This is a genomic window from Sphingomonas cannabina (assembly GCF_021391395.1).
In the GTDB taxonomy this organism is placed as follows: domain Bacteria; phylum Pseudomonadota; class Alphaproteobacteria; order Sphingomonadales; family Sphingomonadaceae; genus Sphingomonas; species Sphingomonas cannabina.
Genome location: NZ_CP090059.1, coordinates 3,737,817 through 3,761,067, shown reverse-complemented (window position 1 = coordinate 3,761,067; position 23,251 = coordinate 3,737,817). Strand labels below are relative to the sequence as shown.

Genomic DNA, 23,251 nt, shown 5'->3' with positions numbered 1-23,251 from the left:
GGTGGCGTGGCATCCGTCGGTGATCGAGGCGGTGGGGCGACTGAATGCCCGCGCCGAAGAGGTGCATGTCGCCCGCGCCGGCTATTATCCGCAGATCAGGGCCGGGGTCGGCTCCGGCTACGACAACCGGCTCAGCAACCAATGGCGGCCGCGGCCGCAGGTCACGGCATCGCAGATGCTCTACGATTTCGGCAAGGTCGCGAGTTCGGTCGAATCGGCCCGCGCGGGCACCCGGATCGGGGAGGCGCAGGTCCTGCTGGCGATCGACGGGCTGATCCGCGACACCGCCTATGCGGCGATCGAGGTACAGCGCGGCGTGGCGCTTCATCAGGTGGCACTGGATCAGCTCGCCAGCGTCCGACAGATCAGCGAGCTCGTCCGCAATCGCTACACGCGCGGGGCCGCGACGCGATCGGATGCGCTCCAGGCCCAGGCGCGGGTCGAGGCGGCGGAGGCGACCCTCACCCAGATCGAGGCCGCGCAGCGGCGCTGGGCGAGCAACCTCGCCTTCCTGCTCGGCCGCAACGCTCCGCCGCAGGTGATGCCGGACGTGCCGCAGTGGCTGGCGTCCGCCTGTCTGGGCGGGACGCCCGATTGGGCGCGGGTCCCCGCGGTCATGGCAGCCGAGGCCGGGCGCGACCAAGCGAGCGCCGACCTGAAGCGCAGCCGGGCCGAGCGGATGCCGACCCTCTCGGTCGAAGGCGGAGCCGCGGCCGACCTCAGCTCGCCGTTCTCAGACCGCAGCCAGTATAATTTCGGGCTCTCGGTTTCGAGCAGCGTGTTCAGCGGCGGCGCGCTCAGGGCCCGCCAGCGTGGTGCCGCCTTTGCGCTCGCCGCCGCCGAGGCGGCCGTCGCCGACGCCCGCAACGAGACCGGCCAGCGCCTCGCCGAGGCGCAGCAGCAGATCGCCAGCTTCTCGCAGCTCCTCGACACGCTGGCATCGCGCCAGGCCAAGATGGCGGAGACGGGGCGGCTCTATCGCCTGCAATATCTGGAAATGGGGACCCGGACGCTGGTCGATCTCCTCAATGCCGAGCAGGAACTCCATCAGGTCCGCTTCGATGCTGCAAACACGTCGCACGACCTCCGCCGGCTGGAGGTGGACTGCCTCTATTATTCGGGCAGCGCGCGCGCGGCGTTCGGCCTCAGCGGCACCGTCGTCCGGGGAGTGACGCTGTGAACGCACACCTGCCGCCCCGGCCGCCGCAAGCGGTCGAGCTCGAGGCGTGGCTCGATATGCTGCAGCAGACGGCGCAGCATTTCCGGCTACCGGTGTCGGTCCAGACCGCGAAGCTCGCCGGCCTGTGGCGCGGCAGCGATGACGAGCAAGGGCGCGTGCGGGCACTCGCCCGCGCCGTCGGGCTTAGCGTGCGCTTCGTCCGGCCCGAGGCGATGCGGCTCACGAGCTGGCGGCTGCCCGTGATCGTCAGGCTCGCGAGCGGCGACCTTGCGCTCGTGACCGCGATCGACGGCGAGGGGGAGGCGAGCCTGACGCTGACCGGCGAGAGCGGCATGCAGACGCGGATGCCGCTCGCCGCGCTGACTGGCGATGCCGAGCTGTTCGTCGTTCCTCGCCCGGCGCGCTCGGCGCCCGATGCGCGGGTCGACGCCTATATCCGCCCGTACGAGGAGCATTGGCTGCGGCGCATCCTCATGCAGGACATCGGCGCCTATGGCCATGTGCTCGTCGCGTCGCTGGTCGCGAACTGCCTGGCACTGGCCGGAGTGCTGTTCTCGATGCAGGTCTACGACCGGGTGGTGCCGGCCCAGTCCTTGCCGACGCTCTACATCCTCTTCGCCGGCGTGCTGCTCGCGATCGGATTCGACTTCCTGCTGCGGCGGCTGCGGATGAGCATCATCGACGTGCTGGGCAAGCGCGCCGACCTGCGCCTGTCGGACCGCGTGTTCGGCCATGCGTTGCGCGTCCGCAACCGCGCGCGGCCGGCCTCCACCGGCAGCTTCATCGCTCAGCTCCGCGATCTCGATCAGGTGCGCGACCTCCTGACCTCGACCACCGTCGCGGCGGTCGCCGACCTGCCGTTCTTCGTCCTGTTCCTCGCCATCTTCTGGTCTATCGGCGGCTGGCTGGTGCTGATCCCGCTGGGGGCACTGGTGCTGCTGGTGCTGCCCGGGCTCGCTGCGCAGCGCCACCTCCGCGCCTATGCGACCGAGGCGACGCGCGAATCCTCGCTGCGCAACGCCATCCTGGTCGAGGCGGTGCAGGGCATCGAGGACATCAAGGCGCTGCAGGCGGAGAACCGTTTCCAGCTCCAGTGGAACCACTACAATTCGGTCGCGGCGGAGGCGCAGCTCAAGCTGCGCGGGCTGACCAACAGCCTCACCGTCTGGACGCAGAACGTCCAGAACGCCGTCTACGCGACGACCATCCTCTTCGGCGCGCCGATGGTGATGGCAGGGGACATCACCACGGGCACGCTGGTCGCCGCGTCGATCCTGGGATCGCGGATGATGGCGCCGATGGCACAGGTCAGCCAGCTCCTCAGCCGGTTCCAGCAGGCGCGCGTGGCAATGGGCAGCCTCGATCAGATCATGGCGCTGCCCGTCGACAATCCTGACGACGAGCACCGTATCCAGCTGCCGTCGGTCGCGGGCGGCTTTGCGGTCCGCGCGGCGGTGTTCCGCTATGCCGACCCCAATTCGCCGCCCGCGCTGACGGTGCGCGAGCTCGACATCGCGCCGGGCGAGCGGATCGCGGTGCTCGGCCGCAACGGCGCGGGCAAGTCAACGCTGCTCCAGGGTCTGTCGGGCATGTTGCAGCCGGTGTCGGGTGAGGTGCTGCTCGACGACCTCGCGCTCCACCAGATCGATCCGGCCGACGTCCGGCGTGACGTTGGCCTGCTCACCCAGAGCAGCCGCCTGTTTCACGGCACGCTCCGCGAGAACGTCACCCTCGGCGCGCCCCATGCGACGAACGAGGAAATCCTGGCTGCCCTCGCCATGGCGGGTGCCGACAATTTCATCCGCCGCCTGCGTGACGGGCTGCAGCATGTGGTCCAGGAGGGCGGCGTCGGGCTGTCGGGTGGGCAGATCCAGGCAGTGCTGCTCGCCCGGCTGCTCGTGCGCCAGCCGACCGTTGTGCTGCTCGACGAGCCGACCGCGTCGATGGACGAGATGGCCGAGCGCCATTTCATCCAGCAGTTCAAGGAATGGAGCCAGGGGCGGACCGTGGTGGTCGCTACGCACCGGCTGCGTGCGCTCGACCTCGTTGAGCGGATCATCGTCGTCGACGGCGGCGCGATCGTGCTCGACGACCGCAAGGATGCGGCGCTGCGCACCATGCAGGAAGGGAGGGGGAAGGCCGCATGAGTGGCGGGATCGCCGTCGCCGGTCCGGATTTCGTGGACGAGGGCAGCGCGCGCCTCTCCACCTCGTCGCGGCTCATATGGCTTCTCTGTGCGCTGTTTGTCGCGGGGCTTGCCTGGGCCTGGCTGGCCAAGCTCGACGAGGTCGCGACCGGCAGCGGGCGGGTGGTGCCGACCAGCCACGAACAGGTGCTCCAATCGCTCGAGGGCGGGATTCTGGCGAAGCTGATGGTGCGCCAGGACGACATCGTCCAGCCCGGCCAGATTATCGCGCAGCTCGATCCCACCCAGGCCGGCTCCACCGTCGAGGAAAGCGCCGCCAAATACCGCGCCGCGCTCGCCGCCGTGTCCCGGCTGCGCGCGGAGGTGAACGGCACCCCGCTCAGCTTCCCGGCGGAGCTCGACGCCTATCCGGAACTCAAGGCGACCGAGACGCGCCTCCACGAAGCACGGTTGCGCAGCCTCAACGATTCGGTCGCGCTGGTCGACGAATCGCTGCGCCTCATCAACCGCGAGGTCGGGATCGGCGAATCGCTCATCCAGGTGGGGGCGGCGAGCAACGTTGAGGTGCTGCGGCTGCAGCGCCAGCGCGCCGAGCTCCAGCTCAAGAAATCGGACATCCGCTCGCAATATCTGGTCGAGGCGCGGCAGGACCTCGCCAAGATGAGCGAGGAGATGGAGGCGCTCGCGCCGGTGGTGCGCGGCCGCTCGGACACGCTCCAGCGGCTGACGCTGCGCTCGCCGGTGCGCGGCGTGGTCAAGAATATCGAGGTCTCGACGATCGGCGGGGTCGTGCCGCCAAACGGCAAGATCATGGAGATCGTACCCCTCGACGACAAATTGCTGATCGAGGCTCGCATCGCGCCGCGCGACATTGCCTTCATCCATCCGAGCCAGCGCGCCAGCGTCAAGATCACGGCCTATGACTATTCGATCTACGGCGGTCTCGAGGGCGAGGTGACGAGCATCTCTCCCGACACGATCCGCGACGAGGTCAATCCGGAGATCTATTATTACCGGGTCTTCGTCCGCACCGGCTCGGACGCGCTGGTCAACAAGGCGGGCAAGCGGTTCCCGATCGTCCCCGGTATGATCGCGACGGTCGACATCCACACGGGGCAGAAGACCGTCCTCCAATATCTGCTGAAGCCGCTCAATCGCGCGCGCGAGGCCTTGCGAGAGCGATGAGCGCGGCGCTGGAGGCCCGGCTCGCCCGCCTTGCTCCCGACGTCCGGGACAGCCCTTCGTTCATGCTGGACGGCGTCGCGCGGTCCGTTCTCTTTTTCTCCTTCACCGACGGCAGTGGGCGGGCGACCACCTTCTCGGTCGGCGGGCCGGACGCGGACGCCGCCTGGGCCGTCGGCGCCGAGCGGCTGCGCGAGCGCGGGGACGCGCGGTGGCTGCGGGTGGATTGGGTGAATGCCGCTGAGCGGACATGTTGGAAGGATCTCCGCACGCGGCTCGCGCGGACCAAGCGCAATTATTTCCGGCTCGGCATCGCCCTCGACGCAAGGTTCGAATGCGCTTTCCTGGAGACCGAGCTCAACGCCAACGCGATGCTCTACGGCGGCCCAACGGTGCCGACCGCGGTCGTCAATGAAGGGAATTTCACCCGTTACGCCGCGCAGCGTCACGGGCTCGCGGCAGTCGATTTCGACGATGAGACCCCGGTCTGGCTGTTCTCGACGAAGGGCCTGTTCGTCGGGGACGACCTGGCGCTGCACCGTCTCGACGGACTGGGGCGCGACGCCGGACGGCGCAGCATCGCCCGGCTGGACCCGGACCTGCTGCTCGACCTCATCCGCAGCGGGAGCGGCTATCTCGCCTCGCAGGTCCGGGAGGACGGCCGCTTCCACTATGGCTGGCATCCCTGCTTCGATCGGCCGATCCCCTCCTACAACAGCCTGCGCCACGCCAGCTCGCTCTACGCGATGCTGGAAGCCTGGGAGGTGACGCGCGATCCGGTGTTGCAGGGCGCGATCGATCGCGCGCTCGCCTATCTCACCGGTGAGTTGATCAAGCCGGCCGTGCTGCCGGGCGGCGAGAACGCGGCGTTCCTCGTCGACCCGGGAGCGGAGATCAAGCTCGGCGGTAACGCGGTCTGCCTGCTCGCGCTGGTCAAGTACAGCGAACTGATGGCGACCGACGCCTATCGGCCGCTGCTGGAGAAGCTGGCGCTCGGTATTCTCCATATGCAGGACGCGACGTCCGGCCGTTTCGTCCATGTCCTCCACCATCCTTCGCTGGAGGTGAAGCAGCCTTTCCGGATCATCTATTACGAAGGCGAAGCCGCCTTCGGGCTGATGCGTCTGTTCAACCTGACCGGGGACAAGCGCTGGTTGGCGGCGGTGGAGCGCGCGTTCGGCCATTTCATCCGGTCCGAGCATTGGCAGGCGCATGACCATTGGCTGAGCTACTGCGCGAACGAGCTCACGCGGCACCGGCCGCGCGAGGAATATTTCCGCTTCGGCCTCGCCAACATCGCCGACCACCTCGACTTCGTTCTCGAGCGGATCACGACCTTCCCGACACTGCTCGAACTGATGATGGCGGCCGAGCGCATGGTCTCGCGCCTGCGGGCCGACGCGGCGTCGAGGCATCTCCTCGCCGGCTTCGATCTTCCCAAATTCTACCGCGCGCTCCATTTCCGCGCCCATTACCTGCTGAACGGCCATTTCTGGCCCGAGCTTGCGATGTTCTTTGCCGATCCGGCGAAGATCACCGGCAGCTTCTTCATCCGTCATCATGCGTTCCGGATCCGGATCGACGATGTCGAACATTATCTGTCCGGGCTGATCGCCTACCGGCGATATCTGATCGAGCGCCCGGCAGGGCATGAAGACCTGCTCGAAAGCGTGGACACGGAGTCCGGCTGGACCGCCGCTTCGGTCGCCCGCGCTGCCATCGGGCGCTGGATCGTGCCTCCGCCGGAGGGTTGGTCGGCAAGAGGATTGTGCATCTTCGGGCCGGCCATGCGCGCGCGCGACATGGTGGTGGTCCGCCAGCCCGGCGAGGAGCGCGGCATCCCGCCGTCCCGGCTCGCTGCGCTTTCCCACCCCCCGGCCGCGCTCATCACCACAGCGCCCGACGCCGTTCGGACCAGCGACGCCCCGATCCTGTCGGTCGCGAACTCGGACGCTGCGGTCGTCGCGCTCGGTGCCCATGCCCGCGCACACATGACCGGCAAGGTGATCGGCGTCACCGGCAGTGCCGGCAAGACCACGGTCGTCGCGATGCTCACCCGAGCGTTGGCGCCATGGGGCCCGGTCGGCCGGACGCGCCGCAACGCGAACCTGCCGCACGGCATCGCCTGGAACCTCGCGTCGATCCCCTGGGATACGCCGCATACGGTGCTGGAACTGGCGATCGGACGGATGCGGCACAATGCGCGGCTGGCGCGGCCGGACGTCGCGGTGTTCACCAACGTCCTCCCCGCGCATCTCGAATATCATCGCGACCTGCGGACGATCGCCGAGCACAAGAGCGCGATCTTCGAAGGCATGGCGCCGGGGAGCGTCGCCGTCCTGAACCGCGACATGACCGAATGGGCCTATGTCCACGATGCGGCGCAGGCCCGAGGGCTTCGGACGATCGAGTTCGGCCGCTCGGCGGAGGCGGCGTTCCGGCTGCTCGATCATGATCCCGAAGAGGCGATCGTTGCCGCACGCACGCCGGAAGGGGACATTCGCTATCCGCTCGCGGCTCCGGGCGAGCATATGGCGCTCAACAGCCTCGCCGTGCTCGCGGTGCTGTCGGCATTGGGTCTGCCGTTGGCACCAGGCGTCGCTGCCTTGCGCGGCTTCACGCCGCTCGCCGGCCGGGGCGACGAGTTTCTGCTTCCGGTGAGCGGAGGCGTCGTCACCGTGATCGACGACGCCTACAACGCCAACCCCGGCTCGATGGAAGCGGCGATCGGATTGCTCGCCAGAAAGGCTGCGGCGCGACGGATCGCCGTCCTGGGCGAAATGCTCGAGCTGGGCGCTGATGCGCGGACCTACCATACCGCTCTTGCCGCGCTGGTGAACGCATCGGGCGTGGATCGTGTCTATGTCATCGGCCGCCTCTATATTGGCTTCTGGGAAGCGCTGGCTCCTGCGCGCCGCGGCGGCTTCGCCGCCTCGCTCGAGGAACTCAAGTCGCAGCTGCAGAGCGCTCTAAGGGTAGGCGATATCGTCCTTTTCAAGGGCTCCCACGACAGCGGCATCCACCAAATCGTGCATTGGCTCAAATACGATCGCTTTCAGCCGACCGCTGGCGAAGCCATAGCCTAGAGGACTTATATATCTGAAGTTCTTATGGTTAGTATTTGAAAAGTATATTTAATACTGGCGTGTTAACTTCTTCTTTACCAATTCGAGGCTAGCGTTTCGCGAGGAGTAAATCGGTGTTGATCGTATGAAGCCGCGTGCTGTCACCGACACCTTGTCGAACCCGTTAGAGGCCGTCGACGTGGACCGGCTTGCTCCTCGCCATATCGGCCGACCAGAGCCAGCGACGCGGCCACCGGTCTCTTTCATGCCTTGGCGCCCCCTGTTGGATTTCGCCCACCGGGTGATGGATGCGCGGGCGAAATGCGCTGCCTATTTTCCGAAGGGCGTTTTCCGCGATTCCGCCTGGGACATGATGCTCGAACTGTTCATCGCAGGGGAGGAGCGACGGGTCGTCTGCGTGAAACAGCTCATGGCTGTCTCAGGCGAAAGCTCTACCGGCGCGATGCGTCGGATCGACCGGCTCGAGGAGGTACGGCTGATACGACGCCGACCCGATCCGGAAGATCATCGCCGCGTGATTGTGAATCTCACCGATTCCGGTCGTGAGGCGATGACGGCATTGCTCACCAATCTTATCAAGGCGGATGCTACTTCCGGCGCTTGATGAGACAGCCTCAGCCAAGGCCATCGGCGAGTGGGCGCGAGGCGATGCTGCCGCTACGGCGAGCGGGGCGAGGCCGGCCACGCCGCGCGCAACATTGTAGCAGAAGCCGAGACCCGAACCGCGCAGCCAAGCAGGCGCGCGAGAACAACCTCGGCGAACGTGTGCTCGTATCGCTCGGCACGCTTCATTTCGGCTGGTTCCGCGTGGAGCGATCAAGATCGCCTATGGCCTGCTGGGCCTAGGCCCCAGCTATCTCGCCGCGGGTGGCGTCTGGCTGGCGCGGCGGCGCGACAAAGGCGCTCCCCAGCTATCTCGACGGCGTGCTGCCGAAGACCGCGGCCTCTGCCAGCGAATGAGGACAGGGCTCGGGGACTGGCCAGGCCTCACCGCCTATCGCTCTTCCCCGTCTACCTACCCCCCTGGTATTGACCGGGCTGACGGGTGGCCGGTCGGAGATTGCGGCCGACGAATTGTCGACGCTGACCTTGCTGCCGGACCATGACGGGTCGCGCTGATTCCGAGCGGCCAGAGAAGATATTCCGGCATCGCTCAGCTTCGCCCGGGTCGATTACCCAATCACGAGCTCAACGTCAGCGCGGATTGCGCGGGCGAGCCGCGAGGCTGCCGGCCTGAATCTTCTCCCAAGCCGGAGCGGCAGCGGCGAAGATCATGGCGTGTAGAACCGCGCGTCCAGCCTGCTTCGCGGGTGCGGCCCGCCGCTGGTGGCGGGACTGCCGGTCCGCTCCTGCCGCCCACCCTGCCGTTCCGGCGCCGGGTGCGGTGGTTTTTGGAGGAAGGAGCGAGGATCATGAGGGGGGTGACCCGACGGGTGATCGCCGAGCTGGAGCAGGGGCGGCTGCCCTGGGTGCAGTCGTGGACAGCGCACGGTGCGGCTGCGCACTGCCGGCCAATGCCGTGAGCGCGCGGCACTATTCGGGGATCAACGTGCTGATCCTGTGGGCGGCAGCAGTCGCGCGCGGCTATGCGACGCAGCGCTGACTGACCTACCGCCAGGCCCTTCTCCTCGGCGGGCATGTCCGCGAGGGCGAGCAGGGCACTGCCGTCTGCTATGCCGATCGCTTTACGCCGAAAGGCGAGGCCGAGCGCGCTCGACGAGGGACGCGAGGCGCGGGCGATGCGCGTCGGCGCGTGCTCACCTTTCTCCGTCCAGCAAGGCCTTGTCGCGCAATTGCGGCCGCTCTGGGCTGCCTTTGACGACGCGGTGCGAGCGCTCGATGCCGAAGCCGGCAGAGTGACTGAGGCGCTGGCGGGACTTGAAGAAGCACTCGCGCGAAAGTCACTGTTCGAGCGCATTGCCGATGGTGCAGCGAGTAGAATCTAGCGACCTCCTAATCCGTCATTTTGGTGGGACGGGGGGCGCTTCGCGATCCAGCTCCCCAAAGTGACCGCTCGATTTCAGCCATATCCACCCACGACGGGTAAGCGCCCTCAATCGGTCATTCAACGGACTCAGCCGCGCTCCATAAGCCGACGTGCAGTCGAATGGGAGCGCTCTACTCGCGCCAGCAACAAGTCCTTTCGCGCGGCAAGAGTATGCATAGAGGCGCCCCGAAGCCATTGGAGTCATTGCCAGCATCGCGGTGACTGCAACCTACTAAGCCTCTAGATTTGATGTCCGAATGCGGTCGAACTGAAGCTGACCATCGTGGGCCCGAATATTGATACGGCCGTGATTCTGGTCCTTGACTCTGGCCGTGTCTGGCCGAGCTTAGTCGGCTTAGATGACCCATCGTGGAACAACCATCATGTCGCGCACGATAATCGCCACGCCGGCCGCCCCAGAGGCGCCACCCTCCTATAGCCAAGCGGTCAAGGCCGCGGGATTGGTTTTCGTATCAGGAACTGCGCCTATTGACCCAGTCACAGGCTGCCTCGTGAGCGGTCCGGTGCAGGCCCAGGTCGCACAATGCCTTCGCAACATCTCTGCTATTCTGGAGGCTGCCGGCACCAGTTTGGACAAGGCGGTCAGTGCCACGCTGATTGTAGCCGACGAGGAAGACTTTGCGGGTGCCAATGAGGAATGGCTTAAATGGTTTCCTAAAAGCCCACCTGCCCGACAGGGAGCGAAGATGCCGGTGCGCATATCCGATATGAAAGTCTCGATAGCAATGATCGCAGAGGCATAAGCCTCTCAGCTTCACCATGAGCTAAAATGGCCGTTAGCTGCTATTCGCGCGCGGTCGCGAGGAACGGCAGCTATTGCCTGCCAGCACCTTAGAAGTGGACGAGCGGAAAACGGCCCAACTGCCGTCGTCCACATGATCGATGCGGCTCGCTGTTCTAGAGGATATGTTCCTGCGTACCGAGGCGCTCGGGCGGCTTCTTGGCCGTTGACGCTGCTGATCGGATATGGGCATGGGCCATAGCGACGTCATCGATCAGCGGTGGGCTATGAGCACAGAATCGATCGAATTGCGCCAGATTAAGCTGCTCAGTGACGAGATCATGCCACTCGTCTTCGAAGCGGAAAGCGAAGGCCATCGCTTTGTGAGACGTCTGCGTGACGAGTGGAATTCTGGCGTAAACCGCTTTCAAGGCACCGGCGAGTTTCTATTGTCAGCGCACCTCGGTGGATGCCTGGTGGCGGTAGGCGGGCTTAATCATGACCTCTATTCTTCTACGGAGGGTGTTGGTCGCCTGCGCCACGTTTACGTTTCCTCTGGTGCGCGGCGTCAGGGTGTCGGGACAATGTTGGTAAAGCGCATAATGGAAAGCGCGGCGCAGACGTTCTCCACTCTGCGGCTCCGTACCACAACGACCGACGCTGCGGCGTTTTACGAACGGCTTGGTTTCCAAAGCACCAAAGAAGAGACTGCGACACACATCATCAAACTCCGCGCCTCGTAGTCCACCTTCCCTGTCGTGGGTGCGTCGGCGTTCGGGAATCAGCACGGCGGTTCGCGTTATTCGTAGACGAGAAGGTCGCCCGGCTGGCAATCGAGCTCTCGGCAGATCGCCTTGAGCGTCGAGAAGCGGGATCGCCTTGGCCTTGCCGGTCTTGAGCATCGACAGATTGGTGAGCGTGAGGTCAATCCGTTCGGAAAGCTCGGTAAGCGTCATCTGCCTGTCGTGAAGCAGCGCGTCGAGCTTGATGATGATGGCCATCAGACCGTGCCCTCGACCGTTGACCTGGGTGGCTCCAGACTAACTCAAACGAAGGATCACCATTGTTAGTTCGCGATCTGACGGCTCTCGCTGCCGAAGGCAGAATGGATCGACAAGCGTTGCTCAGTGACTCGCCGTTTCCCCCTCGGAGCGCAGGCGCAGATACTTCTGCGTGATTGCCGGTAGGGTTTCATCGCAGAACTGCGCCATCGCCAACTCCTCCCTCAGCGTCTGTCGAAGCAGCGGCGCGGCGTCGCCGAAGTTCCCGACCTCGGCGATCGTGATCAGCGCCTTGTAGCTCGCTGCCTCGAAGTTCTCGAAAGCGAAGTTGACGAAGCTGTTCTTGAGAATCTCGTCGGGCGCGATCGTATGGCCGAGCGCCATGAGATTCCCGGTCAGGCTGAGCGCGGTGTCCTTGAGCGTCGAATGACTCTCGTCTAAACCGTCGAGGATTTCCTCCAGCCGCTTGATCTGCTGTTCGGTTTCAATCCTGTGGGCGCGCAGCCGCTCCTCGAGTTCGGGGTAGCTGGCAAGATGATCGATCTGCCGGTCCATCAGCGCGAGTGCCTGATGCTCCAGTGCATGCGCGTCGCGCAGGCCGGTGACAAATACCGAGCGCACGATATCGGGTCGTTCGAGTAGGGTCGCCATGAAACTCTCCTGCTGTCTGGTTCTTGATCTCCCCAGCCGGTCAGGCCGGGGTGAGGTTCCGGGCCTGCTCGACGGCGTCCTGCATGTTCGCCGCACCGCCGAGGTCCTCGTCGCTCGTCCTGCCCGCGCCCGGACCGGCACCGAGGTCGGCGCCGGTGGTCGGCGTCGCCTGCGGATCCGACATGGTGCGCTTCGCCAGCGCCTGCGCGATCGCGAGCTGATCCGCCGAGAGCTGGACGGTCGCCTGCCCGTTGCCGCCGTCGAAGGGCAGGTTCGCCGCGATGTCGTCGACGCGCTCCCATTGCTCGCCGCTGTTCCACGCCCCCTCGAGGTCGCCTTCGCCTTGCGAGGTGTTGACATAGGTGCTGGCGAACCGCTCGAGTCCCGGGAGCTTGCCGGGCGGGAAATTGTCCCGGATCGAATAGAGCGCCTTCTCGAAGCTCTTCTGGTGCGCGACCTCGCGGGTCATCAGGAAGCCGAGCGCGTCCTTGATGCCGGGATCGTCGGTAATGTTGATCAGGCGCTCGTACACGATCTTGGCGCGGCTCTCGGCGGCGATGTTCGAGCGCAGATCGCAGGTCGGATCGCCGCGGCTGTCGACATAGGCGCCGCTCCACGGCACGCCCGAACTGTTGGTGAGCGACGGCCCGCCGCCGTAGAGGATCGACTGGGTGTGGCTGTCGCCGCCAGCCCCCATCTTCATGTACAGCTCGGCCTCGCTCATCGCTCCCTCGGCAAGCTCGGCCTTCACGCCCTTGTTGAGCATCGCGACGATCGAGCCGATCACCTCGAGATGGCTGAGCTCCTCGGTGGCGATGTCGAGCAGCATGTCCTTGCGGCCGGGGTCGTCCTCGCCGAGCCCTTGGGTGAAATAGCGCATCGCCGCGGCGAGCTCGCCGTCGGGGCCGCCGAACTGCTCGAGCAGGAACGAGGCGAGCACAGGGTTCGGCTGCGAGACCCGGACGGTATATTGCAGGCGCTTGTTGTGCATGAACATGGCGGTCACTCCCTGGCGGACGTGAGCGCAAACCATCCGTGATGGCGGCGGTTCCGGCTAAAGCGTTCAGAATAACCTATGTTTATCAAATAATTATAGCGATTGCGAAACGGCTTTTCCGCGACTGACGCGCAGCGGCGGCAATCGGGATTCGAGCTTATCGCCGAGGTCTAGGCGTCGTGCGGCTTGGCCTGCTTTCGGTGCATCTCGGCGAGTACCGACTGCGGCATCACCCCCGATCCGGCCACCTGCAGCTTGTTGAAGAGGCCCGAGACGACATGTCCTTTCCCCGCCATCAACGCCTCCCATCCATCGCGCGCGACCTCCGCCGGGTCGGCCTTTTCCGCCTGCCCGATCTCGGTATCGAGCATGTCGGCGCGTGCGAAGAATTCGGTATCGGTCGGGCCGGGCATCAGCGTCGTCAAGGTGACGCCTGTCGCCCCCTTGAGTTCGTTGCGCAGCGCTTCGGTGAAGTTGTCGAGGAAGGCTTTTGTGGCGTTGTAAACCGCGTTGAAGGAGCCTGGAATATAGCCGGCGATCGAGCCCGTCACGAGCACCTTGCCGGCATCGCGGGCAACCATCGGCCGTAGCGCCTGCTGCAGTAGATAAATGGTGCCGGTGATGTTGGTGTCGATCACGTGGCGCCAGCGCGCGACCTGCTGATCCAGAAAGGCGCCGCCCTGGCCGGTTCCGGCGTTGGCGACGAGGACGTCGACTGGGCGGCCGGCCGCGGCGTCGAGCAGCCGGTCGACGCCTTCGAGGGTCGCCAGGTCGGTCTCGACGGTAGCGATGTTCGTCCCCTCGGCGCGGAGCTGCGCGCCGGTATCGGCCAGCGGCGTGTCGGCCGCCACGAGCAGGTCGTAGCCGTCGCGCGCCGCGATGCGGGCAATCTCCAGGCCGATGCCGGAGGAGGCGCCGGTGACGATTGCGAACTTGTCGGCCATCGCTCGCCCCCTTCAGGCGGCCGCGGCCATGCCGGGCTTCAGCACGACCTTGGTCACCTCGTTCTGATCGTCGTGGAACATCCTGTAGCCGTCGGGCCCCTGCTCCAGCGGCAGGCGGTGCGAGATGAGGAAGGTGGTGTCGATCTTGTCCTCAAGGATCGCCGCCAGGAGCGCCGGCATGTAGTGCTGGACATGGGTCTGGCCGGTCCGCAGCGTCAGCCCCTTCTCCATGAAGGCGCCGAGCGGGAACTTGTCGACGAAGCCGCCATAGACCGCCGGCATCGACACCCGCCCGCCCTTGCGGCAGGCGATGATCGCCTGGCGGATCGAATGCGCGCGGTCGGTGCCGAGGAAGGTCGAGGCCTTGATCTGGTCGACGACGTTGTCGACGAAGAAGCCGTGCGCCTCCAGACCGACGGCGTCGATCACCGCGTCGGGACCGATGCCGCCGGTCATCTCCATCAGCGCCTCGTAGACTTCGCTTTCCTCGAAGTTGATCGTCTCGGCGCCGAATCCGACGGCCAGCTCCAGCCGGCGCGGGAAATGATCGATCGCGATCACCCTCTCCGCGCCCATCAGCATCGCCGACTGCACCGCGAACAGCCCGACCGGGCCGCAACCCCACACCGCCACCGTATCACCGGGCTCGATCGCGGCATTTTCCGCCGCCATCCAGCCGGTCGGCAGGACGTCGGAGAGGAACAGTACCTTGTCGTCGTCGACGCCGTCGGGGATCACGATCGGGCCGACGTCGCTGAACGGCACGCGGACATATTCGGCCTGCCCACCCGAATAGCCGCCCGTCATATGGCTGTAGCCAAACAGCCCCGACATCTCGGTGCCGTAGAGCTCCATCGCGATGTCCTGGTTGTCGGCGGGCAGGCCATTGGGGCAGGCTGAATATTGATGTTTGCCGCAGTGGTAGCACTGCCCGCACGCGATGGTGAACGGCACCACCACGCGCTGCCCCTTTTCGAGCGTCGACTTCGGCCCGGCTTCGACCACCTCGCCCATGAATTCGTGGCCGAGGATGTCGCCCTTCATCATCGTCGGGATGAAGCCGTCATAGAGATGGAGGTCGGAGCCGCAGATCGCGGTCGAGGTCACCTTAATAATCGCGTCGCGCGGGTTGAGAATCTCGGGATCGTCGACCGTGTCGATGCGGACGTCGTGCTTTCCGTGCCAGGTGAGCGCGCGCATCAGTTCTTCCCCTCCTGGCGAAGGCGGTGGTTGCGCGCGCCGGTGGCGATCTCGCCGGTTTCCATGAGCTGCTTGAAGCGCCTGAGGTCGCGCCGCGCCTGGATCGCCGGCTCGCGCTGGAAGACCTTGGCGATGAGCTTGCCGATCGTGCCGGCCGGCGGATCGTATAGGATGGTCGCGGTGACGACCGTGCCGCGCGGTCCGGCGTCGCGAAAATCGACGCGGCCCGAATTGGGAACGTCGGCGCCCGGCTCGGATGCCCAGGCGATGAACGCGCCCTCCCGCTCTTCGGTGACGACCGAATCCCATTCGACCGTCTTGCTGCCGGGTGCCTTCACCACCCAGTGCGAGCGGCGTCGATCGAGTACGTCGACCCGCTCCACATTCTCCATGAAGGTCGCGAGATTGGCGAAATCGCGCCAATAGGCGAACAGCTCCGGCAACGGCCGGTTGACGGTGACAGCGCGACCGAGCAGCGTATCGCCCTTGCGCTCGATCAGTGCGTCGGTGGCGGCGTCGACCGCTGCCGCCGGATGCTTCGAGGCAGCGAGGGGTGCATCGTCCGAGAGCTTGTTCAAGGCATCGTTCATAGGCCGCCTCCGTCCCCGACGGTCAAAACAATGCGGCAACAAGGTCGTTCCAAGTGGATCGATGCCCAAGGGTCTTTTTTACTTGAATTGTAACATGAGTTAATAATCCTGCCGAAACACGCGGCAGAGTTCTGGCGGCATTCCTATCGATTATATTGCAGAAGCAGCGTCCATTTAGGTCTTCGGAAGCGCAAAGACGAACAGCGTACCCGCACCCTTGTTGGTCACCTTCTTGAGGTCGGCGGTCATGTTGCCCCAGCCCTTGGCGGCGGTCGGATCGCGCGGGTCGAGGTTGTGCGAGATCATCGATCCGATCCAGCCGCCGATGCCGGAGATGATCGCGACATATTCGCGTCCATCGGTCCCGCGGAACACGGTCGGCTGGCCGATGATGCCGGATCCGGTCTGGAACTGCCAGAGCAGCTTGCCCGTGTCGGCGTCAATCGCTTTGAACCAGCCTTCGAGATTGCCGTAGAAGACGATGCCCGACGCGGTGACTGCTGCGCCGCTCCACACCGGCCAGCGCTCCTTGATCGTCCATACCTTGCGCCGGTTCACCGGGTCCCACGCCATGAACTCGCCAGCATTGCCGCCGGGGCCGGGGAAGAAGCGCGGTGTCACGCCGATATAAGGTGTACCGGCGATGTAGTTGGGCTTGCCCAGCAGCCAGTCCATGCAGAGATTGTTGTGCGGCACGTAGAGCCAGCCGGTCACCTTGCTGAATGCGCTCGGGCTCCAGTCCTTGGCACCGGGGGCATTGGGGCAGACGTTGCGGACCACCTTGCCGTGCTGGGGAATCATCTCGGGCTTGTGGCGCAGGCGCCCGGTCCTGAGGTCGACGCCGTCGGACACGGTGTTCGGCACATATTGATCGGCCGCCAGTACCTCGCCGGTGGTGCGGTCGAGCACGTACATATAGCCGTTGCGCTCGGGCCGGATGATCACCTTGCGCGTGCGGCCCTGCCAGGGAAGGTCGAGGACGATGTTCTCGTTGACGCCCGAATGGTCCCACAGGTCATGCGGGCTGTACTGGTAGGCCCAGTGCGCCTTGCCGGTCTTGGGATCGCGGGCGAACACCGCGTCGGTCCACAGGTTGTCGCCGGGGCGTACCTCGTGGTTCCAGGGCGATGGGTTCGAGGTGCCGTGGAAGATGAGGTTCTGCTCGGGGTCGTAGCTGATCCATCCCCAGGTGCCGCCGCCGCCGATCTTCCAGCTGTCGCCCGGCCAGCTCTTCTGCCCCAGGTCCTTGCCGCGATATTGCGGGTAGAAGGGCTTGAAGACCGCCGGGTCGATCAGCACGTCCTTGTCCGGGCCGGTGGCATAGGCCTTCCACGCGATCGTTCCGTCGCCGACATTGAGCGCTGCCACGCCGCCGCGCGCGCCGAACTCGGCGCCCGAATTGCCGACGATCACCTTGCCGCCGACGACGAAGGGCGCCATCGTCATCGTCTCGCCTCTGGTATAGTCCCATACGCGGGTCTTCCACTTAAGCCGGCCCGTCGCGGCGTCGACCGCGAGCGTGTGGGAATCGAGCGAGTTGAAATAGACCGTGCCGTCCGCAAAGGTCGGCCCGCGGTTGACGCCGTCGCAGCACGCCTCCCCCTGCGAGGCTGAATCGGCCATCGCATTGACCTTCCACTTCACGGTGAGGCCCGGGCTGGCGGGATCGGCGGCCTTGCGGAGGTCGATCGCGTAGAGGGTATTGGGGTAGGGTGTGACGAAATAGAGCGTGTCGCCCACCACGATCGGCGCTGATTCCTGTCCCTGGGTAGTGCCTGACGAGAAGGTGAGGGCGAGCTGGAGCCTGCCGACGTTTGACTTGTCGATCTCGGTCAGCCCGCTGAAGCGGGTGTTGGCATAATCCTTGGCGGGCATGATCCATTGCCCGTCGTCGGCAGGCGACGCGGCGGCGGGAGCGACCGCGCGGCCCGCAGCGAGCGCCCGGGTATCGGTCTCGGAACGCGGCGCGGGTGCATCGGCCCGGCCGGTCGACGTGCTGCGGTCGCACCCCGCCAGCAGCGCCAGGCAGAGGATCGCGGCCGCCCGCACTAACATAGATTAGCTCCGTAAAACCAATGGCTTGCCTGGAAACTTTCCTGTCGCTGCAAAGTTTCACGACTGGAACGACAGGAGAGGGGCCGATGCGGTTTCGCGCGCTGTTGCTGATCGCGTTGCTCGCGGGCTGCCACCGCGAGGCGCGCGAGACGCGGGACGCGCCGCTGCCCTTCAGCCAGACGCAGCTCGCGACTACCACCACGGTGATGGCCGGCGGCACCCAGCCCGCCGCGCCCGATCCGCGCATCGCCCGCTACGAGAAGAACGCCTGGCACGTCAGCGAAGGCCAGCGGCTCTATACCGAGTTCAACTGCGTCGAATGCCACGCGCATGGGGGCGGCGGGATCGGCGTGCCTTTGATCGACGACGAATGGATCTACGGCTCGTCGAGCCCGCAGATCGTCGCGACGCTGATCCAGGGGCGGCCCAACGGCATGCCGAGCTACCGCAACCTGCTCACGGAGGAGCAGATGTGGCAGATCGCTGCCTATGTCCGCTCGGTGGCGGGGCAGGTGCCCAAGGACGTGCCGCCGAGCCGCAGCGACACGATGGCCAACACCCCGCCGGTCACGCTGGAGAGCAAGCCGCTGCTGCGCGACAGCAACGAGGATGCGGCCGGGCGATGAGCGCGATCCAGTCCGCGCTCCATCCGGCGGGGGATCATGCCGCGATCACTGGGCAGCTGTTCGCGCTGTTCCTCGGCGTCACCGGCTTCTTCTTCCTGCTGGTGCTGCTGTTCCTCGGCTGGGCGATCTGGCGCAAGGATCGCGGCACGCCCGGCGAGCGGCGACTGCGCGTGAGCGTGGCGGCCTGGGCCGGCCTCATCACGCTCGGGCTGTTCGGGCTCACCATCGCCAGCTACGCGGCCGACCGCGGGCTGTTCTTCGCGGGGTCGGGACAGGTGCCGATCCAGGTCAAGGTGACCGCGCAGCAATGGTGGTGGGAGGTCGAGTACGACGATCGCGATCAGTCGCGGACCATCACCACCGCCAACGAGATCCACCTGCCGCTCGGCCGGCCCGCGCAGGTCACGCTCGTCGCCGACGACGTAATCCACTCGCTGTGGATCCCCAATCTCGCCGGCAAGCAGGACCTGATCCCGGGCCGCCGCACCGACCTCCAGCTCCTGCCGCGCCGGACCGGGCATTTCCGCGCGCAATGCGCCGAGTTCTGCGGGCTCCAGCACGCGCACATGGCGCTCGACGTCATCGTCGAGACGCCCGAGCAGTTCGCCGCCTGGGCGGAGAAGTCACGCCAGCCGGCGCCACCGCCCGTGACCGACGAGCAGAAGCGCGGCTATGCCATCGTCATGAGCCGCCAGTGCGCGGCATGTCACGCGATCACCGGCACCGACGCCTATGGCTCGGTCGGGCCCGCCCTGACGCGCGTCGCCAGCCGCGCGACGCTCGCCGCCGGGGAGGTGCCCAACGTACGCACTTGGCTCGATCGCTGGATCGCCGACCCGCAGGGCCTCAAGCCCGGCAACCGTATGCCGAAGATTCCGCTGTCGCCCGGCGACCGCCGTTCGGTGGTCGCCTATCTCGAGACGCTCAAATGATCCGCCGCGACGGGCCGGACTTCACCGGCGAGGCGCTGCATACGAGGCTCGCCGAGACCTGGTCCGACGCGCCGGGTTTCTGGGGCTGGCTCACCACCGTCGACCACAAGCGCGTCGGCAGGCGCTACATCGTGACCGCCTTCGTGTTCCTGGCGCTCGGCGGCGTGCTCGCGTTGCTGATGCGGCTCCAGCTCGCGCGGCCCGAGAGCGGGCTGATCGGCGCCGACCGCTACAACCAGATCTTCTCGATGCACGGCACGACGATGATGTTCCTGTTCGCCGTGCCGGTGATGGAGGCGATGGCGATTTACCTGATCCCGCTGATGATGGGGACACGTCAGATCGCCTTCCCGCGGCTCAACGCCTTCAGCTACTGGGTCTATCTGTTCGGCGGCGCCTTCCTGTGGATCGCCTTCGTGCTCAACATCGGACCGGAGGCGGGGTGGTTCTCCTACGTGCCGCTCGCCGGGCCGGAATATTCGCCGGGCAAGCGCAGCGACGTCTGGGCGCAGCTGATCACCTTCACCGAGGTCGCAGCGCTCGCCGGCGCGGTCGAGCTCATCACCACCATCCTCAAGCAGCGCGCGCCGGGCATGTCGCTCAACCGGATGCCGCTGTTCGCCTGGTCGATCCTGGTGACGAGCTTCATGATCGTCTTCGCGATGCCGGCGGTGATGCTCGCGTCGAGCTTCCTCATCTCGGACCGGCTGGTCGGCACCCAGTTCTTCAATCCGGCCGAGGGTGGCGACGCGTTGTTGTGGCAGCACCTGTTCTGGTTCTTCGGCCATCCCGAGGTCTACATCATCTTCATCCCCGCGGTCGGCTTCGTCAGCCAGATCGTCGAGACGTTCACCGGGCGCGAAGTGTTCGGCTATCCGCTGATGGTGCTGGCGGTGGTCTCGATCGGGCTGCTCGCCTTCGGCCTGTGGGTGCACCACATGTTCGCGACCGGGCTGCCGCGGGTTGGCTACAGCTTCTATACCGCGGCAAGCATGATGATCGCGCTGCCCGGCGGCGTGCAGATCTTCTGCTGGATCGCGACGATCTGGGACGGCAGGCCGCGCTGGGAGACGCCGCTGCTGTGGGTAGTCGCCTTCATCATCACCTTCGTGATCGGTGGGCTCACCGGCGTGATGGTGGCGAGCGTGCCGCTCGATCTCCAGCTCCACGACAGCTACTTTGTCGTCGCGCACTTCCATTATGTGCTGATTGGCGGATCGGTGTTTCCGCTGCTGGGCGCCGTCACCTACTGGTTCCCCAAGTTCACCGGACGACTGATGGCGGAGCCGCTCGGCAAGTGGAACGTCGCGTTCAGCTTCGTCGCCTTTCACCTGACTTTCTTCCCGATGCACCTGACGGGGCTGCTCGGGATGCCGCGCCGCGTCTACACCTATCCGCACGGGCTCGGCTGGGATTCGCTCAACCTCGTGTCGAGCATCGGCGCCTTCCTGTTCGCCGGCTCGGTGATCCTGTTCCTCGGCAACGTGGCCTGGAGCCTGCGCGGCGGGCGGACAGCCGGGGCGAACCCCTGGGGCGCGGCGAGCCTGGAATGGAAGCCGAGCTCGCCGCCGCCCAGCTATAATTTCGATCATATCCCGGTGGTCGACAGCCGTACCCCGCTGTGGAACGCCGATCGGCCGGTGATGCCGGGCCTCAGGACCGACAAGCGCGAGCTGCTTGTCACCACTGCGATCGACGCCATGCCGGACCTGCGCGATCCGAGCGCGCCGCCCAATGGTTGGCCGTTCGTCGCCGCGGTCGCGACGACGATCGCGTTCGTCGGATCGATTTTCACCCCCTGGGCGGTGGTGTGGGGCGCCGCGCTGATGGCGGTGCCGCTGATCCTGTGGTTCTGGCCGCACGATCCGCTCGAGCCCAAGCCGGAGCAGGGCGATGAGTGACACGCGCTTCGTCGGCGATGCCGCGAGCCTGCCCGATCACGGCTTCGGCACGCGCAGCGCCACCTGGTGGGGCGTCGCCGGCTTCATCGCGATCGAGGCGGCCGGCTTCGCGCTCGCCTTCGCCGCCTATTTCTACCTGATGGCACAGGAGAAGCAGTGGCCGTCGAGCGCGCTGCCGCCCGACCTGCTGTGGGGCACGGCGACGCTGGTGCTGCTGCTCCTGTCCGAGATCCCGAACGTGTGGGTGAAGCGGGCTGCCCAGGCGGAGGACCTAGGCAAGGTGCGAATCGGCCTCGCCATCATGAGCCTGATCGTCCTGCCGGTCTTCGTGACGCGCGGGATTGAGTTCGATCATCTCAACATCGGCTGGGACCGCAACGCCTATGGTTCGATCACCTGGGCGCTGCTCCTCATGCACACCGTGCACCTCATCACCGACTGGGTCGACACGCTGGTGCTGACCGCGCTGATGCATACCCGGCACGCCCACAAGGGGCGGCGCTTCGTCGATACCAGCGAGAATGCGCTCTATTGGCACTTCATCGTGCTGAGCTGGGTGCTGGTCTACGCGATGGTCTACTGGGCACCGAGGCTGACGGCATGACCCGGCTGTTGCCCTGGGCCGGGTGGATGGGCGGCATCGCCGGCTGGGCGATATCCGACCAGCTCGGATCCTACCTCGTCCAGCTCGACTGCACGCGTGCGCACATCGCGATGATGCTGCTCATCGGCGTGGGCGGTGCGGCGCTGGCGCTGATCGGCGGGCTTGCATCCCTGCGCGTCTGGCGGATGCCCGGGCCGCTCGACCAGCCCTATGCCGGCGCGCGCCGCTTCATCGCCGGCACGGGTCTCCTGGCCGCCGCGATCTTCCTGCTCGCAATCCTGTTCCAGACGATCTCCTCCGTCATCATCCCGCCATGCCACGCCTGATCCTGCTGCTCGCGCTCCTGCTCGCGCCCGGGCTCGCCGCCGCGCATGACGGCGCACATCCGGTGGATTCCGGGCCGCCGGGCTGGACGCTTGATCCTTCGGTGACCGTTCCCCTCGCGCTGGCGCTGCTCGCCTATCTGATCGGCTTCGTCCGGCTCGGCGCACGGCGCAGCCTGTGGCGCAACGCGGTGATCTTCCTCGCGGGCTGGCTGGTGCTCACCCTTGCGCTCGTGTCGCCGTTGCACGAGGCCGGCGAGCGCAGCTTCACGCTGCACATGATCGAGCACGAGCTGATCATGCTGGTCGCCGCGCTGCTGCTGCCCATGTCGCGGCCGCTCGGCGTGATGCTGTGGGCGCTGCCGCGCAAAGGGCGGCAAGCACTGGCGCCGGCGGGGCGTTGGCTGAGTGGTCTCGCCGATCCCGTGCTCGCGACCGCCCTTCAGGGCGTCGCGCTCTGGGCGTGGCATGCGCCGCCACTGTTCAACCGCGCGCTCGGGCATCCCGCCTGGCATGTCGCGCAGCACCTGTCGTTCCTCGTCACCGCGCTCCTCTTCTGGTGGGCGATCCTGCGCACGCCCAATCGTAGCTTGGCGGCGTTGTGCTTGTTTGTCACCTCGATCGTCGGCGGCGCGCTCGGCGCGCTGATGGCGTTATCATCAAGCCCTTGGTACGCCGGCTATGCGGCCATGGGCATGATGCCGTTCGGCCTCACGCCGGAGGAGGACCAGGCCTTGGCCGGGCTGATCATGTGGGTACCGGGTGGCTTGGTGCATGTCGGCGCCGCTTTGCTGATTCTCGGCCGCTACATCGCTGGCGGCGTTGCAATACTCCCGATCTCAAGGACGCAGCAAACAGCCCCTCCTGCCATAGCTTCTCCTAAGGAGTGAACACGCTGAGAGAATGGCCGTAAGCTGCTCGCGGCAAATGGCTCCAATGTCTGCAAATTAGACCTCCTTGCCTGAAACCTGCCGGTCGGCAAAAGGCCAAAAGCCGCCCGCTATGCGCTCTCTCTTCGGTCGGTTCAGCGGCCGCCGTGTTAATCACGAAAGCGGCCTTTCGTTCGGGGCGGTCGTCCACATCACGTCGAGCGTGGTCTTCAGC

20 protein-coding genes and 2 pseudogenes are annotated in these 23,251 nt (G+C 66.1%); 15 read left to right on the top strand and 7 right to left on the bottom strand.

From position 1 onward, the window contains the following. Position 1 precedes the first annotated feature (1 nt). The 9 genes and pseudogenes from LZK98_RS17665 (at position 2) to LZK98_RS17620 (ending at position 11,066) form a co-directional block, all read left to right on the top strand. Positions 2-1,180: a TolC family protein gene (locus LZK98_RS17665; protein ID WP_233783828.1), complete on the top strand. Its 1,179-nt coding sequence runs from the start codon at positions 2-4 to the stop codon at positions 1,178-1,180. Then, a complete protein-coding gene (locus tag LZK98_RS17660; RefSeq protein WP_233783827.1) occupies positions 1,177-3,327 on the top strand; it encodes a type I secretion system permease/ATPase in 2,151 nt (716 codons plus the stop codon). The genes LZK98_RS17665 and LZK98_RS17660 overlap by 4 nt, the downstream gene beginning before the upstream one ends. After that, positions 3,324-4,511 (top strand): HlyD family efflux transporter periplasmic adaptor subunit, encoded by a 1,188-nt coding sequence (locus LZK98_RS17655; protein WP_233783826.1) that lies wholly within the window; start codon positions 3,324-3,326, stop codon positions 4,509-4,511. Before LZK98_RS17660 ends, LZK98_RS17655 begins: the two co-directional genes overlap by 4 nt. Further along, positions 4,508-7,594, top strand: coding sequence for a Mur ligase family protein (locus LZK98_RS17650; RefSeq protein ID WP_233783825.1), 3,087 nt, complete (start codon positions 4,508-4,510; stop codon positions 7,592-7,594). The genes LZK98_RS17655 and LZK98_RS17650 overlap by 4 nt, the downstream gene beginning before the upstream one ends. Positions 7,595-7,856: 262 nt before the next feature. Continuing rightward, a complete protein-coding gene (locus LZK98_RS17645) occupies positions 7,857-8,198 on the top strand; it encodes a winged helix DNA-binding protein (protein ID WP_233783824.1) in 342 nt (113 codons plus the stop codon). A 669-nt stretch (positions 8,199-8,867) separates the two neighbouring features. Next, a pseudogene (locus tag LZK98_RS20625) lies at positions 8,868-9,413 on the top strand (ArdC family protein). Next, positions 9,334-9,540, top strand: a complete 207-nt coding sequence (locus tag LZK98_RS17630) for a hypothetical protein (RefSeq protein WP_233786678.1) — start codon at positions 9,334-9,336, stop codon at positions 9,538-9,540. The pseudogene LZK98_RS20625 and the gene LZK98_RS17630 overlap by 80 nt, the downstream one beginning before the upstream one ends. Before the next feature lie 424 nt (positions 9,541-9,964). Next, on the top strand, positions 9,965-10,345 hold the full coding sequence (locus LZK98_RS17625) for a RidA family protein (protein WP_233783823.1): 381 nt from the start codon (positions 9,965-9,967) through the stop codon (positions 10,343-10,345). Between the two features lie 223 nt (positions 10,346-10,568). Then, positions 10,569-11,066 (top strand): GNAT family N-acetyltransferase, encoded by a 498-nt coding sequence (locus LZK98_RS17620; RefSeq protein ID WP_406693446.1) that lies wholly within the window; start codon positions 10,569-10,571, stop codon positions 11,064-11,066. Positions 11,067-11,122: 56 nt separating this feature from the next. Here LZK98_RS17620 and LZK98_RS17615 read toward each other — a convergent pair. From LZK98_RS17615 to LZK98_RS17585, 7 genes and pseudogenes are all read right to left on the bottom strand, one after another. Next, a pseudogene (locus tag LZK98_RS17615) lies at positions 11,123-11,324 on the bottom strand (helix-turn-helix domain-containing protein). A gap of 123 nt (positions 11,325-11,447) precedes the next feature. Further along, positions 11,448-11,975, bottom strand: a complete 528-nt coding sequence (locus tag LZK98_RS17610; protein WP_233783821.1) for a ferritin-like domain-containing protein — start codon at positions 11,973-11,975, stop codon at positions 11,448-11,450. A gap of 40 nt (positions 11,976-12,015) precedes the next feature. Then, positions 12,016-12,972 carry a manganese catalase family protein gene (locus LZK98_RS17605; RefSeq protein WP_233783820.1) on the bottom strand — a complete coding sequence of 319 codons (957 nt, stop codon included), beginning with the start codon at positions 12,970-12,972 and terminating at the stop codon, positions 12,016-12,018. A 170-nt stretch (positions 12,973-13,142) separates the two neighbouring features. Beyond that, entirely contained in the window at positions 13,143-13,916 is a 774-nt protein-coding gene (locus LZK98_RS17600) for an SDR family NAD(P)-dependent oxidoreductase (protein WP_233783819.1), read from the bottom strand. A 12-nt stretch (positions 13,917-13,928) separates the two neighbouring features. Continuing rightward, complete coding sequence (locus tag LZK98_RS17595; RefSeq protein WP_233783818.1) at positions 13,929-15,116, bottom strand: zinc-dependent alcohol dehydrogenase; 1,188 nt, start codon at positions 15,114-15,116, stop codon at positions 13,929-13,931. Then, the gene (locus LZK98_RS17590) at positions 15,116-15,706 is read right to left on the bottom strand and encodes an SRPBCC family protein (RefSeq protein ID WP_233783817.1); all 591 of its coding nucleotides are present in this window, start codon (positions 15,704-15,706) and stop codon (positions 15,116-15,118) included. Before LZK98_RS17590 ends, LZK98_RS17595 begins: the two co-directional genes overlap by 1 nt. Positions 15,707-15,880: 174 nt before the next feature. Beyond that, on the bottom strand, positions 15,881-17,761 hold the full coding sequence (locus LZK98_RS17585) for a PQQ-dependent dehydrogenase, methanol/ethanol family (protein ID WP_233783816.1): 1,881 nt from the start codon (positions 17,759-17,761) through the stop codon (positions 15,881-15,883). An 86-nt stretch (positions 17,762-17,847) separates the two neighbouring features. Here LZK98_RS17585 and LZK98_RS17580 point away from each other — a divergent pair, with 86 nt between their 5' ends. From LZK98_RS17580 to LZK98_RS17555, 6 genes are read left to right on the top strand one after another with little or no spacing between them, the layout of a single operon-like run. Continuing rightward, the gene (locus LZK98_RS17580; protein ID WP_233783815.1) at positions 17,848-18,387 is read left to right on the top strand and encodes a c-type cytochrome; all 540 of its coding nucleotides are present in this window, start codon (positions 17,848-17,850) and stop codon (positions 18,385-18,387) included. Continuing rightward, positions 18,384-19,319: a cytochrome c oxidase subunit II gene (locus tag LZK98_RS17575; protein WP_233783814.1), complete on the top strand. Its 936-nt coding sequence runs from the start codon at positions 18,384-18,386 to the stop codon at positions 19,317-19,319. The genes LZK98_RS17580 and LZK98_RS17575 overlap by 4 nt, the downstream gene beginning before the upstream one ends. Next, positions 19,316-21,220 carry a cytochrome c oxidase subunit I gene (ctaD, locus tag LZK98_RS17570; protein ID WP_233783813.1) on the top strand — a complete coding sequence of 635 codons (1,905 nt, stop codon included), beginning with the start codon at positions 19,316-19,318 and terminating at the stop codon, positions 21,218-21,220. The genes LZK98_RS17575 and ctaD overlap by 4 nt, the downstream gene beginning before the upstream one ends. Then, positions 21,213-21,824, top strand: a complete 612-nt coding sequence (locus tag LZK98_RS17565; RefSeq protein ID WP_233783812.1) for a cytochrome c oxidase subunit 3 — start codon at positions 21,213-21,215, stop codon at positions 21,822-21,824. The genes ctaD and LZK98_RS17565 overlap by 8 nt, the downstream gene beginning before the upstream one ends. After that, the gene (locus LZK98_RS17560; RefSeq protein WP_233783811.1) at positions 21,821-22,150 is read left to right on the top strand and encodes a hypothetical protein; all 330 of its coding nucleotides are present in this window, start codon (positions 21,821-21,823) and stop codon (positions 22,148-22,150) included. The genes LZK98_RS17565 and LZK98_RS17560 overlap by 4 nt, the downstream gene beginning before the upstream one ends. After that, positions 22,138-23,037, top strand: a complete 900-nt coding sequence (locus LZK98_RS17555; RefSeq protein ID WP_233783810.1) for a cytochrome c oxidase assembly protein — start codon at positions 22,138-22,140, stop codon at positions 23,035-23,037. Before LZK98_RS17560 ends, LZK98_RS17555 begins: the two co-directional genes overlap by 13 nt. Positions 23,038-23,251: the final 214 nt, after the last annotated feature.

What these genes read in the sequence shown, in the direction of transcription:
- LZK98_RS17655 (WP_233783826.1), top strand. Translation starts at nt 3,324, where the DNA reads ATGAGTGGCGGGATCGCCGTCGCCGGTCCGGATTTCGTGGACGAGGGC.
- LZK98_RS17650 (WP_233783825.1), top strand. Translation starts at nt 4,508, where the DNA reads ATGAGCGCGGCGCTGGAGGCCCGGCTCGCCCGCCTTGCTCCCGACGTC.
- LZK98_RS17630 (WP_233786678.1), top strand. Translation starts at nt 9,334, where the DNA reads ATGCGCGTCGGCGCGTGCTCACCTTTCTCCGTCCAGCAAGGCCTTGTC.
- LZK98_RS17625 (WP_233783823.1), top strand. Translation starts at nt 9,965, where the DNA reads ATGTCGCGCACGATAATCGCCACGCCGGCCGCCCCAGAGGCGCCACCC.
- LZK98_RS17620 (WP_406693446.1), top strand. Translation starts at nt 10,569, where the DNA reads ATGGGCATGGGCCATAGCGACGTCATCGATCAGCGGTGGGCTATGAGC.
- LZK98_RS17610 (WP_233783821.1), bottom strand. Translation starts at nt 11,975, where the DNA reads ATGGCGACCCTACTCGAACGACCCGATATCGTGCGCTCGGTATTTGTC.
- LZK98_RS17605 (WP_233783820.1), bottom strand. Translation starts at nt 12,972, where the DNA reads ATGTTCATGCACAACAAGCGCCTGCAATATACCGTCCGGGTCTCGCAG.
- LZK98_RS17600 (WP_233783819.1), bottom strand. Translation starts at nt 13,916, where the DNA reads ATGGCCGACAAGTTCGCAATCGTCACCGGCGCCTCCTCCGGCATCGGC.
- LZK98_RS17595 (WP_233783818.1), bottom strand. Translation starts at nt 15,116, where the DNA reads ATGCGCGCGCTCACCTGGCACGGAAAGCACGACGTCCGCATCGACACG.
- LZK98_RS17590 (WP_233783817.1), bottom strand. Translation starts at nt 15,706, where the DNA reads ATGAACGATGCCTTGAACAAGCTCTCGGACGATGCACCCCTCGCTGCC.
- LZK98_RS17585 (WP_233783816.1), bottom strand. Translation starts at nt 17,761, where the DNA reads ATGTTAGTGCGGGCGGCCGCGATCCTCTGCCTGGCGCTGCTGGCGGGG.
- LZK98_RS17580 (WP_233783815.1), top strand. Translation starts at nt 17,848, where the DNA reads ATGCGGTTTCGCGCGCTGTTGCTGATCGCGTTGCTCGCGGGCTGCCAC.
- LZK98_RS17575 (WP_233783814.1), top strand. Translation starts at nt 18,384, where the DNA reads ATGAGCGCGATCCAGTCCGCGCTCCATCCGGCGGGGGATCATGCCGCG.
- ctaD (WP_233783813.1), top strand. Translation starts at nt 19,316, where the DNA reads ATGATCCGCCGCGACGGGCCGGACTTCACCGGCGAGGCGCTGCATACG.
- LZK98_RS17565 (WP_233783812.1), top strand. Translation starts at nt 21,213, where the DNA reads ATGAGTGACACGCGCTTCGTCGGCGATGCCGCGAGCCTGCCCGATCAC.
- LZK98_RS17560 (WP_233783811.1), top strand. Translation starts at nt 21,821, where the DNA reads ATGACCCGGCTGTTGCCCTGGGCCGGGTGGATGGGCGGCATCGCCGGC.
- LZK98_RS17555 (WP_233783810.1), top strand. Translation starts at nt 22,138, where the DNA reads ATGCCACGCCTGATCCTGCTGCTCGCGCTCCTGCTCGCGCCCGGGCTC.